Origin of the sequence: Haloferax sp. AB510 (genome assembly GCF_024136985.1) — an archaeon.
Taxonomy (GTDB): Archaea; Halobacteriota; Halobacteria; order Halobacteriales; family Haloferacaceae; genus Haloferax.
Map to the genome: position 1 here is coordinate 22,927 of NZ_JAMYJY010000024.1, position 18,218 is coordinate 41,144.

Annotated in this window: 16 protein-coding genes; 2 read left to right on the plus strand and 14 right to left on the minus strand. The window is 56.5% G+C overall.

Annotation, left to right across the window (positions count from 1 at the left end):
- The first annotated feature begins 49 nt into the window (after nucleotides 1–49).
- Both NKF06_RS06715 and NKF06_RS06720 read left to right on the plus strand, forming a co-directional pair.
- On the plus strand, nucleotides 50–1,495 hold the full coding sequence (locus tag NKF06_RS06715; protein ID WP_253244907.1) for a lamin tail domain-containing protein: 1,446 nt from the start codon (nucleotides 50–52) through the stop codon (nucleotides 1,493–1,495).
- Nucleotides 1,492–1,788 carry a DUF3006 domain-containing protein gene (locus tag NKF06_RS06720; RefSeq protein ID WP_058825769.1) on the plus strand — a complete coding sequence of 99 codons (297 nt, stop codon included), beginning with the start codon at nucleotides 1,492–1,494 and terminating at the stop codon, nucleotides 1,786–1,788. The genes NKF06_RS06715 and NKF06_RS06720 overlap by 4 nt, the downstream gene beginning before the upstream one ends.
- A gap of 31 nt (nucleotides 1,789–1,819) precedes the next feature.
- On the opposite strand, the gene NKF06_RS06725 is transcribed toward NKF06_RS06720, so the two are convergent.
- From NKF06_RS06725 to NKF06_RS06790, 14 genes are all read right to left on the minus strand, one after another.
- Nucleotides 1,820–2,749: a transcription initiation factor IIB family protein gene (locus tag NKF06_RS06725; RefSeq protein WP_253244908.1), complete on the minus strand. Its 930-nt coding sequence runs from the start codon at nucleotides 2,747–2,749 to the stop codon at nucleotides 1,820–1,822.
- A 110-nt stretch (nucleotides 2,750–2,859) separates the two neighbouring features.
- Complete coding sequence (locus NKF06_RS06730) at nucleotides 2,860–3,084, minus strand: hypothetical protein (protein WP_253244909.1); 225 nt, start codon at nucleotides 3,082–3,084, stop codon at nucleotides 2,860–2,862.
- Between the two features lie 48 nt (nucleotides 3,085–3,132).
- Nucleotides 3,133–3,609 carry an SWIM zinc finger family protein gene (locus NKF06_RS06735; RefSeq protein WP_253244910.1) on the minus strand — a complete coding sequence of 159 codons (477 nt, stop codon included), beginning with the start codon at nucleotides 3,607–3,609 and terminating at the stop codon, nucleotides 3,133–3,135.
- 141 nt (nucleotides 3,610–3,750) lie between these two features.
- The gene (locus tag NKF06_RS06740) at nucleotides 3,751–5,904 is read right to left on the minus strand and encodes a type B DNA-directed DNA polymerase (protein WP_309142115.1); all 2,154 of its coding nucleotides are present in this window, start codon (nucleotides 5,902–5,904) and stop codon (nucleotides 3,751–3,753) included.
- A complete protein-coding gene (locus tag NKF06_RS06745) occupies nucleotides 5,877–6,161 on the minus strand; it encodes a hypothetical protein (protein ID WP_253244911.1) in 285 nt (94 codons plus the stop codon). The genes NKF06_RS06740 and NKF06_RS06745 overlap by 28 nt, the downstream gene beginning before the upstream one ends.
- Entirely contained in the window at nucleotides 6,148–6,909 is a 762-nt protein-coding gene (locus NKF06_RS06750; protein WP_253244912.1) for a hypothetical protein, read from the minus strand. Before NKF06_RS06750 ends, NKF06_RS06745 begins: the two co-directional genes overlap by 14 nt.
- 272 nt (nucleotides 6,910–7,181) lie before the next feature.
- Nucleotides 7,182–7,646, minus strand: a complete 465-nt coding sequence (locus tag NKF06_RS06755; RefSeq protein WP_253244913.1) for a hypothetical protein — start codon at nucleotides 7,644–7,646, stop codon at nucleotides 7,182–7,184.
- A gap of 203 nt (nucleotides 7,647–7,849) precedes the next feature.
- Nucleotides 7,850–8,860, minus strand: a complete 1,011-nt coding sequence (locus tag NKF06_RS06760) for a Cdc6/Cdc18 family protein (RefSeq protein ID WP_115804552.1) — start codon at nucleotides 8,858–8,860, stop codon at nucleotides 7,850–7,852.
- 93 nt (nucleotides 8,861–8,953) lie between these two features.
- Nucleotides 8,954–9,838 carry an ImmA/IrrE family metallo-endopeptidase gene (locus NKF06_RS06765; protein WP_253244914.1) on the minus strand — a complete coding sequence of 295 codons (885 nt, stop codon included), beginning with the start codon at nucleotides 9,836–9,838 and terminating at the stop codon, nucleotides 8,954–8,956.
- Between the two features lie 983 nt (nucleotides 9,839–10,821).
- Complete coding sequence (locus NKF06_RS06770) at nucleotides 10,822–12,000, minus strand: BREX system ATP-binding domain-containing protein (RefSeq protein ID WP_253244915.1); 1,179 nt, start codon at nucleotides 11,998–12,000, stop codon at nucleotides 10,822–10,824.
- Nucleotides 12,000–12,896, minus strand: a complete 897-nt coding sequence (locus NKF06_RS06775) for a hypothetical protein (protein WP_253244916.1) — start codon at nucleotides 12,894–12,896, stop codon at nucleotides 12,000–12,002. Before NKF06_RS06775 ends, NKF06_RS06770 begins: the two co-directional genes overlap by 1 nt.
- Nucleotides 12,893–13,927, minus strand: a complete 1,035-nt coding sequence (locus tag NKF06_RS06780) for a tRNA-guanine transglycosylase (RefSeq protein WP_253244917.1) — start codon at nucleotides 13,925–13,927, stop codon at nucleotides 12,893–12,895. The genes NKF06_RS06775 and NKF06_RS06780 overlap by 4 nt, the downstream gene beginning before the upstream one ends.
- 82 nt (nucleotides 13,928–14,009) lie before the next feature.
- A complete protein-coding gene (locus NKF06_RS06785; protein WP_253244918.1) occupies nucleotides 14,010–16,904 on the minus strand; it encodes a queuine tRNA-ribosyltransferase tRNA-guanine transglycosylase in 2,895 nt (964 codons plus the stop codon).
- A 668-nt stretch (nucleotides 16,905–17,572) separates the two neighbouring features.
- Complete coding sequence (locus tag NKF06_RS06790) at nucleotides 17,573–17,863, minus strand: hypothetical protein (RefSeq protein WP_253244919.1); 291 nt, start codon at nucleotides 17,861–17,863, stop codon at nucleotides 17,573–17,575.
- Nucleotides 17,864–18,218: the final 355 nt, after the last annotated feature.

An 18,218-nucleotide genomic window follows, 5' to 3' on the forward strand; every position in this document is an offset into this window, starting at 1 on the left:
ATTTCGCAGGGCCACGAAAACATAAACCACCTGCCGGCGATGACGTCGTATGGCTCTCCAGGTTCGGACGATTGCGGTCGTCCTCCTCGTCTTCATCGCCGGCTGTACTGGTGCCGGTGGCCCCGCACCCGACACAGGAACAACTGCGTCGCCGACAGCAACGACCACGTCGACGCCAACGGCGACGACACAATCATCCCAGACTGTCACGTCGGTCAACGGAACACTTGAGGTTCATTTCATCAACGTCGGCCAGTCGGTCAGCACGCTCCTCGTCGCACCGAACGGAGAGACGATGCTCATCGACACCGGTGATTTCCGAGACGATGGCGAACACGTGCTTTCGTACCTCCAAGCACACGATATCGACCGCATCGACTATCTCGTGACCTCACATTCCGATGCGGACCACATCGGTGGGAACGCGGCCGTTATTGACTACTTCGAAACGCAGGCAGACGGTATCGGTGCGGTGTACGACCCCGGCATCACCTCCACCTCCCAGACGTACGAGGCGTATCTCGACGCCATCGAACAACACGACGTGCCGCTCTACCGCACGCAGGCCGGCGACGAAATCCAGCTGGGAACGGTGACCTCCCAAGTCCTGTCGCCACCCGAGGGCTACCTCGCCAACGAAGACCGCAACGAGAACAGTATCGTCCTCATGACCCAGTTCGGGTCGAGTCGCTTCCTGTTTACCGGGGACGCAGAACACGAAGCCGAAGAGTATCTCGTCGAGACGTACGGCTCACAGCTGCACGCGACGGTGCTCAAAACGGGCCACCACGGCTCGGCCGGCAGTACGACGGCCCCGTTCCTCGAAGCGGTCCAGCCGAAGGTCGCCGTCGTCTCGAGCGCGTACGACTCCCAATACGGCCACCCGAACGAAGAGACGCTGTCCCGGTTGGCAGCGCAGTCCGTGCCGACGTACTGGACGGCAACCCACGGCACGATTGTCTTCGAAAGCGATGGCCAGCACGTCACCGTGGGCACCCAACGAGATGCACCGACTGACCCGACACAACTCCGCGAGGGGACGGCGATTGAACCGGGGACGACCGGGGAGGTGACCGCCCGGACGACCATCACGACCAACGGAACGGTCGCGACGCTCACGCCGGTCGCAACTGACGGCGGGACCGAAACCGAGACCCCGGCCGCATCGCTCGCAGTCGCGGACGTCCACGCCGACGCCGCGGGAGACGACACGGACAACCTGAACGACGAGTACATCGTCTTCGAGAACACCGGGAGTGACGCCCTCGATATCTCCGGCTGGACAGTTGCCGATGCCGCAGGCCGGACCTACACCTTCCCGTCGGACACGACACTCGCCGCAGGCGAGACCCTCACCCTCCACACCGGAACGGGGACCGATACGTCCACAGACTACTACTGGGGCTCCGGCTCGGCCATCTGGAACAACGGCGGTGACACCATCACCGTGACCGATAATACCGGTGCGGTCGTACTCGAAGAGACGTACGCATGATTCCAGACGGGACATACACGGCGACAGTCGACCGATTCGAGGACGACCACGCGGTGTTGCTCGTCGAAGCCGACGGTCGGGATATCGACCAACTCGTCGTCGACCGCGACGAACTGCCGTGGCGAGCGAGAACCCAAAACGCGGTCTTGACGATTACCGTCGCTGACGGCGCATACGACGGTGGCCAGTACGAACCCGACGAGACCGAGGCGCGAACCGAGGCCGCTCAGTCACGCTTCGACCGACTCTCGCGCCGCCCGCCGGCCGCTTCCGATTCGGACGACGACACCTGAGCAGACCGGAGCCGACTGTCGCCGCCGGTTCTCACGCCAGTTCGGTGAGTTCGACATACCGCGCTCTGAGCGTTGGGACCGACACGTCCGCGAGTGCGGCGAGGTCGGTTTGTGTCGGGGCGACATCGAGTTCCGTTCCCGCGAGATAGAGACACGCTGCGGCGACGCCAGCCGGATTCCGCCCGTTTGTAATCCCGCCCTCGTCGGCATTCGTTGCGAGTTCGTACGCCCGCGACTGCACCTGCGAGGAGAGGCCGCTGTCCGACCCGAGCCGAGTGACGTACGTCCGTGCGGTGACGACCTGCGCATCGATTCCTAACTCGCTGTTGAGTGCTCGATAGCCCGTCTGCACCTGAGCACACGAACAGCGTGCGACGCTCGCGATTTCATCACGTGGGCGTGGCAGACCACGCCGACGACACGTCGCATACAGGCTCCCCGCGGCGATCATCTCGACTGACCGCCCCCGAATGAGGTCTGCATCCTGGGCACGCCGGTAGAGCTGACTCGCCTCTTCGATGAGATTCCACGGGAGATCGAGGGCACTCCCCATCCGGCTGATTTCACCGAGCGCCGTCGCGAGGTTCCGCTCCGCTTTCGACTCGAAGCGTGCCCGCCGATGCTCGCGCCGAAGCCGGGAGAGTTGGCGTCGCTTCTTACTCGAGACCGTCCGCCCGTTCGCATCTCGGTTGTAGCCGATTTCCGCGGAGACGCCTCTGTCGTGCCGTGCCGGAGTGAGCTGCCCACCCGTTCGCGGAACTGAGTGGGGGTCCTCGTCGAACACACGCGGGCCATACGTGTGGTCGAAATAGTACTGGTCGACGATGAGCCCACACCCCTCGCAGGCCGTTTCACCGCCGTCTGTTGTGAGTCGGCCGTCACATTCGGGACATTCGCTGGCGTCGATGGATTTCCCGCACGATTCGTCGAAGGTTCGGTCGTAGATTTCTCTCAGAGACATGGTTGTCGGTCGTGAGGTGGCCTGATTCGCCACCCCGCACCCCTCAGGGGGGAACAAAATTGGCAGGCGGTGCGTCCCGGGTCGTCGCGTGTCGTCGCGCCGATCGCGCCCTACACCGGCTGGTTCGGGCAGTCCTGTTCGAACCCCGACGGCGCGTGCTGTTCTTCGCCGCAGTTCACACAGCGCCAGACGCGCCGCCGCCCCTGGTCGAACTGCGCGAGTGTTTCGAGCGACGGTGCTCCGTCGTCGTCCCACTCGGTGACGACGAGAATCTCGTGTCCGGTCGGTGTTCGCTCAGCGATGCCGCTGTCGTGTTTGGTATGATTCGTTGCCATTGGAAGTACGAGGGAAGTTCCCCCGCACCCCTCTGGGGGAGATACAATTCACCGCGATTGACGGACCGCCTTCGTCTCTCGACGCGACTCCGCCGCACACCGCGCGAAGCGTCCGTCCGGCTGGGGCAGGATGCGCGCCCGAAGTTCGAACAACACTCGTCTGAGGTGCTTGCATTCGACACCGCGTTGCTGGTGGTCCGGGCAGGAACACGTGCCCGCCGCGAGGTCGACCTCGTAGGTGTTCCCGCTCGACGACTCGACGTCGTACCGCGGGCCGACGGTCCCGAATCGGACGGTCATCGCTTCGGTGAGTGCTTTCCACGTCCGCGAGTCTTCGACTGCGTAGCCGCCGTCGCTCACGAGCGGGCGGCCGGGTGTCGCCCGACACGACTCGCGGAACTCGTCGCGCCGATTTCGCTCGTGACCGCAGTTCCGACAGCGCCAAAACCGCGTTCGGTAGCCGTCGCCGTCGGACAGTTCGATATCGTAGTCAGTTGGCTTGCTTCCTGGCAGCCACTCGGTCACACGGACGAGGTCGTGGCTGCGGTGGGTGGTTGACGCTGCGACTTGTCTGGTAGGTGATCGGGTCGTAGTCATTGGCACGGCGAGCGCTCGTGATGAGCCCCCGCACCCTGTGTGGGGGCGATAAAATTGCTCGGCGGTCGCTTATGCCCACCGGCCAAGCGACGTCTCGGTCGTCTCCGCGAGCGCTCGTTCGATTCGTGCCTGGGTCCAGCCACACGGAGCCAGCACGCTTGTCGCCGCCCGAATCAACGCCGTCTCGTAGAACCCCGCATCGTACGTCGACGGCGCTTCTTCGCGGAGCGCAACGCGCTCACGGCCGCGCTTGTCGTCGTCGACGACGACGTACGCGACCGTCCCGCCAGCAGGCGGGTCGTCGTCATATAGTCCGTCGGCTCGCTGCAGCGCCGCAACCGTCTGTGTCTCTTGGTCGTACTCGGTGAGTGGTTTCGACGTTCGCTGTCTAATCGCGAGGTCCGCGGGGTCGACGCGACCCGCGTGCAGCGCCTCGAGATGCGCCGCCAGGTTGTCGATGACTGGGCCGGGGTCGCGGTACTGGTCGAACGTCCGAATGAGCTCCTTCTGGACGGACGCGACGAAGGCTGGTGTGCTCCGCTGGCGACACTCGATACCGCGGTATTTGTACGTTGACCCATCGGCTGTCGGGTCCGCGTATTTGCCGAAGTACTTCGTCAGCGCGCCCTCCGCGGAGTCGCGCTTCGGGACGAACGCGACCCAGTCGAACGCTCCTTCGTATTCTAGGCGAATGCCGACGTCATCGGTGATGTCCTGGCAGACCGCCGTAAGCGGCCGCTGGTCGCACTCGGGAGAAGGCGTCACCCAGAGGCTATCAACGAGGCCGTGGACGACATCCCAGCCGGTCTGCTCTAACTGGTCTTTGGCGTCGAGCAGAATCGACCGCGCGAACGCGTTGATCGCCTCGTGGCACTCGATACGCCCGAACTTCGCGTTCGAAAAGCCCTGATACCCAAAACACGAGACGAGAATCCATTTGAGCGCGGCCGACTGCCCCTCGAGGCGCGCACGCTCTGTTGGGTTGGTTGTTCCTTCGAGTTGGTCTTTGATCGCATCGCGGTCCGAGACAAGTGGGTCGAGTACGTCAGGCAGATAACCGGCACGGTCACAGATCGAATACCCAAGCTCGGGCACGTCGCGCGTCGAACAGCAGTCACATCGAATCGTCTCCGGGCTGATGTTCCGAGTGATGATGATGTTCGGGTATAGACTCGAAAAGTCGACTTCGTGAACGTCCGTGTGGACGCCAACGTCCGGGGTGAAGGTGAATCCACCCCGGTCGGCGGTGTACAACGACCCCATCGTCTTCCACGATTCGGGTCGCCACGCCCGCCATTGGACGAGCACGTCCCGACGCTGTGCTTCGCGAATCTGGATCGCAGTCAGGACGTTTCCGATAGAGGCCCACGCCTGTTCTTGGAGCGGTTTCCGCGACCGCTCGACGAGGTCGAGACAGCCAGCCAGATTCGTCTCTCGCAGGAAAAAGGAGGCCGATCGATTGATGACGACGCGACCTGGGACGTTGTAGCGCGCTGGCGAGTGGCCGACCTGTCCGTAGGAGTGATACGTCGACTCGCCAGCGAGTGTCTGATACGTCGCTGCGTGCGGGCCACGGCCGAGTTCGAGCGTACGCCCTTCCGCACGTGCCGCCGCGAACAGTCGCGGAACCACCGCGGCCGAATTGACGAACAGTACGTCCGGGTCGCGCTCGGCGACCCGGGTCGCCACCGCGTCGACCACCGCCGCCTGCGACCCGCGGACCGTCTCGCCGTCGACAGTCACCTTCGACAGTTCGTCGTCGGTCGCGCGCGCTCTCGGCAGGTGAATCTCGACCGTCGTGAGTCGCGTGTTCGGTGTCGGGTCGGTGTCGGTTTCGAGGCAGTACCGGAACTCCGGGGAGAAATCGACGTTGTAGCACCGGAGCTCGCCCGGGAGTGCGACCTGATTGGTTTGGTGGGCGAGCATCGGCACCGCATCGACTGCGGTGGCTTCGACCATCGTCACCGGCTCGGGTGGCTCGCCAAATCCCGGCCGCCGTTCGACCGTCTTCACGGCGGCGACCGATGGATGCGATTCGAGTGCGCGTTCGTACGCCGCTCGCGTCTCGCGTGCCCCACGAACGTAGAACCGCGGGCGATACGTCGAATCGATGTCGTACGTCGCGGTTCCGTCGTCACCTGCGGGTGTCCAGCGATACACGTCGCCGTCGATGAAGTCGAAGGTGTAGCACATCGTCACTTCCGGTCGGTGGGGGGCGACCACGCCGCCTGGTCAGCCACATCCAGTTCGTCGTAGAGGTCTTCGAGCGCCCGCTGGTGCGCCAAGAGCATCGACAGAAACACCGCGTCCATCGGCTCCTGCGGATTCTGATAGCCCGCCGCGTCCGCGTATCGGGTTGCATTCCCCCACAATCGACTGTACGGACCCGTATCCTGGCGTCGAAGCGCGCGCTCGAAGTCGTCCCAGTCGTGTTCGAGTCGCCGCAGCAGGTCGCGATAGGTCGGACTACTGCGTCCCATCGACCATCACCCCACTCGGCGTCGCTGGTTCGACGGCCATGTCCGATGCGGTTGCTCGGTGCGCCAAGACGGTCCGCCAGAACGCGAGCGTCGTCTGCATGCCCGTCGCATCGGGATACACGAGCGTCTCGAAGTCGGTCCCACGGAACCGCGGGCCGAACTGCGTCTGCTCGCAGTAGAGCGTCGATGGCACGGCCCTGGCAACGATTTCTGCGTACGGATTCGTTTCAGGCCGGCCGAGGTACGTCGCGAGCAGACTCGCGTCTACCTCCCGCGCGACTCGCTTAATCGCCGCGAGCGATCGCGACAGGAGCTGTTTCCCGACCGAATTGGAAACCTCGTCCGTATCGTAGAGCGCATCGAGTCCGGGACAGACGACGAGTGATGGGTTGATGTCTTCCTCGGCAACCGTCGACTGGAGCGTCGTCGCCAATTCCGCGTGTTGGTACGGCGTGAACGCCCGGGCGACGTGGATTCGGTCGAGCAGTCGGCGACTCGGCGAGAGTCGCGTCAGCGACGCGGCGTTCGCGTGGGTGGCGGCGTCGAGCCACAGTACGTCGCCTCCGGTGGTGAGAGCGTGGTCCAAGACGAGCGCCTGTAGAATCTGCACGGGTCGCGGCTCGTCTTCGACGACGAGTCGGTGGCAGCCGCCATCGAGTGTCGGTAGTTCGGGTGGGGATGCGTCGCGGGTTGCCTGCGCCGTCTCAGTCGCCGACGTGCGACGACGCTGTTGGAACTCTGGTCGCATACACACCTGTTCGCTCAGGAGTCCGATAAGCGAACTCGGGTCGGTACACGAGTTCACGAAACCCCGATAGTCACCGTCGAAATCGCACGACTGCGGTGACCCGTGTTTCGTGCAATTCGTGACCTGCACGAATCAGTTGGGAATGTACTCAATCGGCGGCGTGGACCACAACGACCTCGTCAGTAGCCAGAGATATGATTTCGTGAAATTTTGTCGCCAGTAGGTTAACCAAACTGACAAAAATCGGGGAGAAGAGCCCTACGAGTGATGATTCACACTACTTCGAAGACGTTGTCGTTGGAGTGGTCAATCGCGTCTAATTCGTTGTACAACCCTTCGTCAGGTGCGCCATTGTTTTGTCTGTCGTCCCAGAGTTTGACGAGATACCCGTAGTTACCGGGCGACGCCTCACTTGTGACTTCCCACGTGACCTCTACTTCCTGAGTTTCCCCTGGGGAGAGGTAGTCTGTGTCTTTGTCGGTTGTTTTACCGTTATCGAGCATTGCCCCGCTCGGATCAACAACGGAATAGCCGACGTACATCGTGTTTGAGCTTCCACCGTCGTTCGTGACCTCAACTGTGACACTTACTTCTTCGCCATCTGAATACTCGTCTTGATTCGGCGAACTGACGAGTTCGAGCGAACCATTTGCTGTGTCTGCCGCAACAGGCCCCGAAGCCGTTGTGAGTCCAATCATCGTTGTGCCGAACGCCGTGATGTACTCTCTCCGCTTCATGTTAGTATACAATACAGTATTGTGAAATTGAAGGTAAAGAAATTAATCACTAGTCAACTAGAATGTCCTATAATTCTCAAACCAGGGTCCGTTGCTTAGTGACCTCGGTGACGAGGGAACCACAAATCTAGTTCACTATCTCCAATTACAACTGATGTCTCTCGCACACCACTCCACGCCTTCGAGTATATCCAACAGCTCAACTAGGTCGACTGCACCGGCCGATACACCCGGTCTCTGGTCGACCCCTCAGCGTCGATGAGTCGGTATTCGGTCAGTTTTGAGAGATACGATTTCACCGTGCGAAGCTGGTTTGGGTCGTCCATCTGCTGTTCGTAGTGGTCGTAAATCTCCTGCGGGCTCAACGGGCCATAGGCACGGACGGTATCCAAGACGGCTCGTTGGTGGTCGTTGAGCGCATCGACGTTTCGCTGGCGGATCTGTGCCCGTGCATCTGGCATCGCTGCTTCGAGTACCTCGAACGTGATCTCGTCTCGGTGCTCACGGACGGCGTAGTTGGCCGCCCGACGCAACATCCCAAGCGCGACGCGAGCGTCACCGGCAGCGGCATCCGCAATCCGTTCGAGGATATCTTGTGAGACCGCACCGGTTTCCAGACCCCATCGGACACGGACCGATAGAATCGACACGAGTTCGTCGGGCGGATACCGGGACATCGTGACGTGTTCGCCACTCTGCAGGCGACTCTGGAGTCGCGAATTCAGCCGACCGAAGAGTTGGTCGCGGTCGTTCGCGACGATAAGTTGGGCGAATTTCGGCAGCGAGTGGAGGTCATAGAAGATGTCCGTCGAATCGAGTTGATCTGCCTCGTCGAGGACGACGACGACTGGATTGCCGTCGTACGCTTCGAGTCGTGAGATGAGTTCGTCGTGTGGCGTCGACCCGCGGTGAATGTCCGTCGCCAACCCGAGTTCGTCGAGAATCCGATAGAACGCGCGGAACTGCGTGTGACTCCGCCAGCAGTTCAGGTGAATCGACTGTACTGCTGGCGCGGCGTCTGTGAGCTGTTCGATGACGTATTTGGCCGTCACCGTCTTTCCAGCACCGGTCGGCCCGGTGATGATGACCGACTGGCCAGGTGCACCGTCCGCAAACGGTCGCAGGACGGACTCGAGGTGCGTGAGTTCGGCATCACGGTGCTGGAGGTCGTTCGGCACAAAGCCTTCGTCCAACACCTCAGCGTCCCGAATCATGTCGCTGTGGTTGGTGGGCGTGCGTATAGGCGTCTGGTACAGAGTGAAACTGGAACCTGTGTGGTTCTTCGGGAGCGTACCCGCGTCTCCACACTACCGTACTCGTTGGCTGCCCCCGACTGTATCGTCAACCGCCCCGAGTATCGACGCCGTCACCGACCGAATCCGGTTGAGCCGTTCAAGCACCGACTCTACCTCCTCGCCCGCCCACGCAGCGAGATAGAACGCTGAGTTACTGACATCCAACCCGAACTGCCGACCGACGAGATACGCGACCGCTTCCGCTTCGACTTCGCGCAGCGAGCGCTCTGGCAGGCTCGTCCGGTCCGCATGCAACAGCCCATGAGCGAACTCGTGAACGAGCGTCGTCGCCATGTCCGCCTCGTTCGGCCGCTGCCTGACTGCGACGCTCGGGCGCTGGCCCTGCGGGAATTCACACACACCGCGCGCCGCGCCGTGGGACCACTCACTCGGAGACACGAGCGCAACGTCCACGCCGAGCGACTCCGCCGCGGCACAGAGCCTGGGGACGAGGTCGCTCGCGTCACCGTACGTGGCGGTCTCCAACGACGGCAGCGGCTCGCCCGTCGTCTGCGATACGTCGAACACGGGGACCGGCTTGAACGAACGCAGTTGACTCGACCACTCGGAGTACGGCACACCGTCGCTCTCACAGTCGTCGTCGTGGCTGGACTTCGGTTCGCCACAGGCCGGACACACTTTGGCCATGATCGGAGCCCAGATCCAAATCGCCGACTCACCTTCCGACACCTGTCTGTCGAACTCGGTTTGCCACGTCCGGTAGCCCGCGACGTGTGTCGCGCCCGGACATTGCAACGAAATCAGGAGGGCGTTCCGCGCCGAGTAGTCGTGGAACCGACTTTGGATGTCGAGCCACCGCTGGAACGCATCGCTTGCGCGTGCGGTGGTCGTCTCAGCGAGGAGGTCTGTACTCCAGTCGTCGAGCGCGTCGTGCATCTCGTCGGCTCGGGTGGGTGCGTCGCTGAACGTCGCTGTCTGCGTGGCTGTGTCTGGCTGTGACATTTGAATCAGTAGGGCGAGTTGTCGCCCCGCACCCGAAGGGGGCAGACAAAATGACTGCAGTAACAGCGATGAGCTACCTGTCGAATCAGCCGAAATCTATCGTATTTCAATCGACTAAGTACTACTCCAATTCATTCCGAATTGAAAAAATTTGTATTAATAATGAAGTATACATATCTGTCAGTTCCTAAGTGAATGTGAGAACAATGGCAACGTCGTCAACCAAGCATTTGACCACAATCCAACCTGATTGGGATGACTTGCCATTAGCATGTGAGCTACTCACACTACAGTATCGTGAGCCAAATAGTGATTTGCAGACATTGGCTCTGCGTAGGGGAGATGTCGGGTCGAGAAAAGTTCAACACACAATCCGTCTGTTGAAACTGCTTGAACTCCTGGATGAGGATGGGGTAACTGATGGTGGACGATGGCTCGCAAAATCTTACCAATCACCTGCTCAGCAAAGCCATGTTAACTCACAATTAGGAATTGGCGTGAAATCGTCTCTATCAGGTACTGAACGGTTGCTCTTTTGGCTAGTTATTTACCACAATCACCAGTTACCAATGACAGCGGTACTGCAACAACTGTCAACGGAGTATGTACCAGTAACACAGAACTCGCCTGCAGTACAGAGCTTTGCTGAGCGAGTTGGTCATCTGTATCCTAGCGTTGAGAGCGACAGCTCGTGGATACCACGTGCTAAAGTTCATTATAAGTGGCTGACACATCTTCGTCTCGCGAAAATTCGATCAAACCGATATCTGTTGACTGTCGCTGGGAGGGGTGTATTTGAGCAGATTAAATCAGATTGTCTTGATGAATGGAATACTATCCAACCGTATTCAGGGCCAACATTGTCTGACTATAGGTAGTAGATAGAAAGAGATTTGTCGATTATTGACAGCTAGATTCTATTTCTTCATCGATTTACTGTCGGAAGGCCTCCTCAGTACATCCGCAGAAATAGCGTCATAGTTAGCATCCACAGCATCGTCGAGAAGTTGGCTACACAACGCGAGGATTTGCCGGACGTTCCCCTGCGACCGCTGAAGAATATGATTTAGACTGTCTTTGGTGAACGGTTGTAACCCAACGTACCCATGCTCTGTCGTACGTTCGAGAGAAAGGTAGTCTTCAATGAGATCATATAGATGCTCTCTAGTTAGTGGTTTGAGAGTCACTTCTTGGCCGATACGCTCACTAAACGCATGGTATTCACTCATAACGTCTTGCCAAACCTCAGGTGCACAACCAAAAAGCAAACACAGCCCAGAACTGTTCTGATCCATGAGATGACGAACGCTATTGAGTGTCGCTTGTTCGTTCTTTGGCGATAGTCGAGCAATACTTTCGAACTCGTCCACAAAGACGAAAACAGCGGTATACCCGAGGTCCAGTAGCATATTCTTGAGTGCTGTAAACGCTCGAACGCCCATCGTATCATCGTCAAGCGCGCTGTGAATCTCCATCTCTTTGCGCTGTTCGTACCGAATCCCTTCAGCAGTCAACCATTGCCAAGCGTAGAGATTGGTATCTTCATAGATCATATGGACGATCGCACGAGCGAAGTCAGCAAATTTCGTTGTGTCACTCAATTGTTTGATTGCTTCAGGAACAATCTCGGAAAGCAAGACATCACCCTCGTCAATCAGCGACTTCATCTCTGCTGCACCACTGGGAGACAGTTCTGAACAACGCCGAGTGATTGACGCGAGATATTCGTAGGCCAAGTTCTGGAGATGAGTAAACCCGAGATCATAGACAAACTCGTGGTAGATGTCGAGGAATCCTTCACCTGGTTGTGCAACGTAACCGACAACGACGTCGTCGCGGTCACGAAGAAGTGAGCGTGTATACTTTAGGGTGTGCGATTTTCCGTTTCCGTATTTTCCAGTTACGACGAGATGCTTCGACTTGCCAGTCGACAGGACCGAAGACACAGTCGAACTGATTTTCTCTGAGACGTGGTCTTGGCCACAAAATATCTCGGGATTCTCAGCGGGAACTGGACTGTAGGGGAACGGGTTTCCCCGAAGGTCGTACTGTGAGTAGTCTCGCTGTTGATCGGTGATGGTGAAGTTGTTGGACATTAGTGTGTCTCCTGCTCAAACGTGATGTTGCGGTTATGAACCGCAAAGTAGTAGTATTTCTTTCCGTGCAATTCGAGGCCCGACATAACCTGCTGCGTTGATTGTGATGTAGTAATTAGTGACCCCTCATCTGCGAGTTCAAGCTGTTTGATGCCAAGTGCTGCATCTTTGGCGGCAGTATCCATCGGTGCTCCAGAAAGTTCGAGTAGTCCGACGTTCTGCTGACATAGCGCAAGGACTGCGTCGTCGAAATCGTGCCGCCGACAACCAATCCGCTCACAGGTTTCCTCTCTGAGACGTGGAATTGACAGGTACCGCTGTCGTAGATTGATCCCAGTAGTCTGTTCAAGCTCGTCATACACATCTAGCAAAATAAAATGGAAGTTGTCCGGGACTCTAGGGTTATTCGAGAGGTAGTAGTTCCCAGTAAACGCATTTCTCTGTACGCTTCCGAGGCGTTCAGCCCAATCCCCGACAATTTCTATTCCAGTTTGATTGAACGAGTATGGTGAGTATTCATGAGTCTCTTCAAGGAACTCTAAGAGGCCATCGAGACCAACGTTCTCAACTGTGGCGAGTGCTTCGAGAAATGCACCGTAATGAGGACTTCGGACGGCAAGGATTGAGCTCACCTTTTCCCAATCTTCAGCTTTAATTGCAGTTAAGAACGATTCACCAACACTCGTTGTCGTATAAATCGTGCCATCAATATCTTCCTCTCCAGATAATAGTGAGATCCGCATCGCTTCGAGAATCGTTTCGCGGGCTCGGCGACGGGTCACATCGAGGATTGCTGCAAGTTCGTCCGTCGACTTGTAGCCATCTTCGCAACTATCGGTGAGTTCTACAAGACGACTCAACGTGACCGGACGTATCGTCGCCCGTTCGTCGCTCATGTGAGCCTCCGGACTTGTTGCTTTGCAGTCTCATATGCACGCTTTGTGACCTCGTTTCCGTTGAATCTGAGATCGAGATACTCTTCGATGTCTCGTCCAGATTCAGCAACGTACTGGAACCGACGCAACTCGGTCGCTAACGCCCACAGATTGTGTTGCACGAGCGCAGACCGGTCCTCACGGATCTCCGCGAGTGTCCGTGGACCACAGACTGGACACGGACACGGCAACCGCTCTAACGCTTCGATGTTCCGCAATTCTTCGCCACCAAACCCGGGGATCAGATAGTTCCGATTCCCGGCACTTCGAATGAACGCTGACGAATCAAAGCTATCAACACCCAGATACAATAGTAGTGGTTGGTATACAAGCCCGCCAAGCCCGTAGACGTGGAGATGTTTATTTGTCGCAGTTCGCGCTGCTAATATCAATTTAGTTACTTTTTTGTAATCTGTTCGGATTGGAACCATACTCCCGAGAGCGTAGCCATCAAAGTTACCGTATTTTTCGAGGTGTGCGATGGAGTTCCGAACAGTCTCGGGGTCATATCCATGTACACTTGCGAGAAGTACTGCGTCTCCAGAATGTTCGTCACTCGCCTCTAGTGCATATTCGACACTCTGGTTCACTCGGCGCTGGTTCTCTGCTGCTCGATTCTCACGGGAGAGTGGAATATCGACAGTTCCGTAAATATCTGCACCCAATTGTTGCTGTGCTTCAAGGGTTTTTGCTGGGGTAGTGTCGACTTCTTCTGAACTAAAATCGAAACCACCACTGTCTGCAAATACAATTGTCTCGTCCGGAACACCCATCTCTTCCCGAAGTGAAACTCCATTTGTTAACCGCTTCCACATCGGTTCCCGGTTCCGGATCGCTCGTGTATTGATCATTGCCACTGGTAAGTCCGGAATTGACCCGACATACGGTGGAGTGTTATCACTTGACCGCTTCCCAACATTGCGAACGGGAAAGAGAACTGGAGTCTCTAGTTCTCCGTGTGAGAGTCTGAGTGTTCGTCGTCTGTATAACATGCCTCCCGCTCGGATAGGCTGTTAGTCTACTTAGATAATAGTCTAATAGACAGAAGGTTGGAAGGTAAGATCGAGATTCTATTTAATACTGCTCAAGTGCCGCTTGTGTTGGCCCGTCTACGACTTCGCGGCAAAGTGTTTCAACGAGATCTGGATCAAGTGAGTCAACAGTCCCAACGCGGCGGGCGAAGTTTTTGAGGTATACTCCCTTCAGACCAACAACGATTGTGCCGTGATTTTTCGCGTCTTCGGTCCGCGCACCAACCGACACAATGTTGTCATATTGATCGTTGACTAGATCGCGATTAAACACAACACCGATCTGATCCGCAGGAACATCGCGAACGAGCGAGTCAATATCAATGCTCGTGTAGTAGTCACTTCCGAGTGTGAAGAAGACTACATCGTAATCACCCTGCTTGAGGACGGCCTCCAAGTCAGGGCGAATATTCAACTCGGACGAGCGATGACGAATCTCGCCGACGTTCATCGAACTGAACGTGACTTCGTATGGTGGGAGCAATTCAGTTTCCGAGACGAGTCCAAAGCCAGCACTAATGAAATACCGACTAACGTCGTGCCCGTCATCGCGAAGTGTCCGAACAGCCTCTCGAACGTACTTTTGTTGACGTCCGGTATACAGGTCGCGTGCGGCAATCTCGGGAACGTTATCTCTTTCAAGGAGTTCCTCCCGTGAATATTCAAGCGTCTCCTCCGCATCGAATACCGGTGCACCGTCCGGGAACTCCTTGCTCCCAGAGCATTGGTCGACGACGAGAATGTTCAGGCCATCAGTAGGGTCCACTTGGGGAACGTGCGGGACGAAATCATCACCAACAACGTAATCTTCACCACACGCCTCCAGAACCTCGCGTCTGAGGTCCGTTGAGTTGGAGAATGTTTGTAGCTCGCAATTACTCGCTGCAACTGCTTGACCGATCTCATCATCGACGTCACCGTCTGGTGTAACAAGGAACAGATGTTGATAGCGGTTCGCCTGCTTTTGAAGGTTCTCTCGCATCCGTGTTGGTGCAAAGGAAACGGTTTGACCCGTTTCGGTCCACCACTCGCGGACACCTGCTGCATCGAACACACCGATCTCAGCGACCGGCAGATCATGGACCGCCTCCCAGAACTCTGGCTCTTCATTTCGGAGATAGTCTTCAATAGTATCATACCGACTGAGTCCTGCAGATCCTTGAACTGCTACGAGAATCTTCGGGATTGCGTCAGTAAACTCGTCGTAGAACCGGCGTGTGTTGTGGAATCCACGCCGTCGGTTCCGGTCGTTCCCGCGGAAGATACAGACTTCAATACCGTGTTCGCTACAGATTGGGCACTCACAAGACTCCCATGGTCGGTTCGTAAGCGTGCGACGGTAGTCTTCGAGGAGGTCATCATCACCGATCCACGTAGCGTAGTCCTCAACTGCAGTCCAGATTCTCTCGAGCGGTGTCGGCTCGGTATCCTCGATCAGCGCAGGTATTCGCGGGAAGTCTGAGAATGCAGTCGCTGCAGTATTTAATAGCTCGTCATACTCAGCGAAGGGAACTGGGTCTTCTGGGCTGTCTTTGCGCAGCAGTTTCACAAGCTTTCCACGGAGAGCGTCGCTGAAACTCGCCTGCAACTCGCGGGCGTACTCGAAGTCGTCACGGAACGCCTCTTCGATATCTTGCAGCAGCGACTGGTCATACTGGTCTTCATGGCGGTGTTCTCGAAGGTACTCCCGCGTCTCGGGGATAATCGTCGCTGCCGTTTCGCACCACGTGTCAACGGCAGCAGAGATCGATCTCCTGGCGTCGTACGCTCGCAGCGCAACTAACAGTTCTCGTCCACGGAGTGACTTTTCGACTGACTCGTGTAGTGAATCTCGGCTCGATGGATACCGGACACGAATCGCGTCATACCGTTCGTCGTTGGTTAGTCGATAGTTGTCGCCACCAGTCCATGCCGAACGAAGCATGCTGGCGCTGTCGAAACTCGTCATTCCTGAACGCCCAACTGCATCGAACCCTTCGGTCTTCGCAAACCCGAACACGTGAGTATCGATCCGACAGGTGTGTTCGCGCTCGAAGTCTTTGACCGACTTTCCGACGCTCTTCACAATTTTTCTGACGTCGTGGATCGGACTCCCAGCAACACCACCGATGCCGACGTAGTCGTATCCAATCGAAAGGACAGATTCGAGCGCCTCAACATACGAAGAGGGGTCCCACCCCTGGATGGCAACCATCAGTCGGAACGAATAGTCGCCAGCTTGGTACTGCTCATACATCTCTTCGGCGTTATCAAGAGTCAAATCGTATCGGAATGAGGCATCGTCACTCCGGTATACCGCACGCGAGTCCGAAGCTAATGTAGAGAGCACAGTATCAACCTCGCCTTCGAAGTCAGCTCGGGTGAAGGGACTGATAGATTCACGTGTCCGAATACTCGGTTCGTACTCATCGACATAACTTGGCCATTCGGTTGGCCATTCATCAACCATCAAATCGACAACATCAGTTATCCAGTCCGGGATATCAGACTTCGAGAACCCATCGGTGAACGCACGCTCGTCGAGATAGAGGCGGCCTTTATCCTTCCCAGAACCTAACACGAGATGGTCAATCGTGACACCAACAGAGACGTCAAGGGTTTCATAGAAATCCAACATCTCCGTGTTATCGTAGGGAGGAAACGGGAGCGATTTGTAGCCCCACGCACCACAGTCGCTGATCGTCGGGAGCCAATCAGGGATTGCGAGGATAGGGTCATCGTAGACTCCGTGCCGGCGCAACCGGTCAGATTTTCGGGTCGTTGTCTCAACCTGTTCGCGCGAGATTAGAACGCCGTCAATAGGTGTCGTGTCGTACTCAAAGATATCCCAAATATAGCTTAGCTCACGCTCAGAGCGGTTAACTGAAGAGAGTTCGTCGTGCTCGAAATCATAATGAGCATCGACGGCATCGTCCCATTCTGGAACGTAGAATCGCACAGATCAAATCACCTTGTTACCTATACATCCATCTCATCTTAGTATGTCTCTTTCCTTTCTCCTGCTTGTCAAACGATATGAATAAGCCCATTTGAGATGGAACGAATCCCATTAAGGGATAGAACGGCCTATCTCACGAAAATACCGATGAGCAAAGCTACTGAGTGTACCAGGTGATGACTTCGGTCGCAGACGCAAGACACGCGTATTGGCTGAGTACTGGAGATACCACAATCGACTTTCTCTGCTCGTTATAGTTGATCAGTCCGTACTCGTCCATCTTTGGAAGATGGTTCTGAATCAAGCTATTGTATGCCGATTCGTACTCACTAGTCGTTACATGATTAGGTGGTGTACCAATTTCAACACCACGGACAACTCGTGCAACATGCCGAACAGTAACTGTCGTTTCACAATCGAACAATGATAGATAGCGGATAACGAGTAGACGTCGTTGATTCCCGAGAAGGGAAAACACAGAAACGGCATCCAGAGTACCGCTTGAAGGAGTCATTTCACCGCCCTCGTACGTGAGTCTGGTTGTTCAGGTAGTGCTGTTCGCTTACTGCAACGTATCGTCTTCTGGTTGATCACTAGTGCGCCTCCACCCTTGGAGGCGAGAAAAAATGTCTACGCGAAGTGAGCCAAACTAGTTCAACCTTGGACAATCAACCATCTTGAGCCAATAATTCATCAATGATCTCTTCAAGACACAGAACGGACAGATGATTGACCATATCAACTGGATCGGGGCCAGCCAATTCGTCAAATGGAACAGGCGATTCGAACTGATTAGCGATACTCCATGGACACAGATTGAAGTCACTCTGGAGGGCAGTCGCGGCTTCATAGGTGTCGTACTTTTCAGCGACAACACGATAGTCAGCTAGGTGCTCATTCACGAATTCCTGAACTGCTACTGCAGACTCAAAATGCATCATCCCCGAATGATCGCTCATGATTCTTCCTCACGATAGTTCAAGACTTCAACCTTCGGTAGCGGTAGGTTGGACTCTTTTTGGTCACCGATAGTAGATGAGTTCCTGTTCATACTGCCTTCACTATCTGCGGGGGTTTAAGACGAAACTAGCTGCCCAGTATTCGTCCGAATTTCCACGGCGATGAGAGTCAATCTGAGCGGTTTTTGTCAGGTTGTTTCTGGTAATCATCATAATCAGTCTGGTAGTTCCGCACCGTTCTGGGAATGATAAAATCAGTTAGACCTACCTGCCAGATTAACCAAACCATGGTGGTTTTCTCAATCTGAATGCACAGTATATACTAGCCACCAGTGGTCATATCAGGTATGAGTAT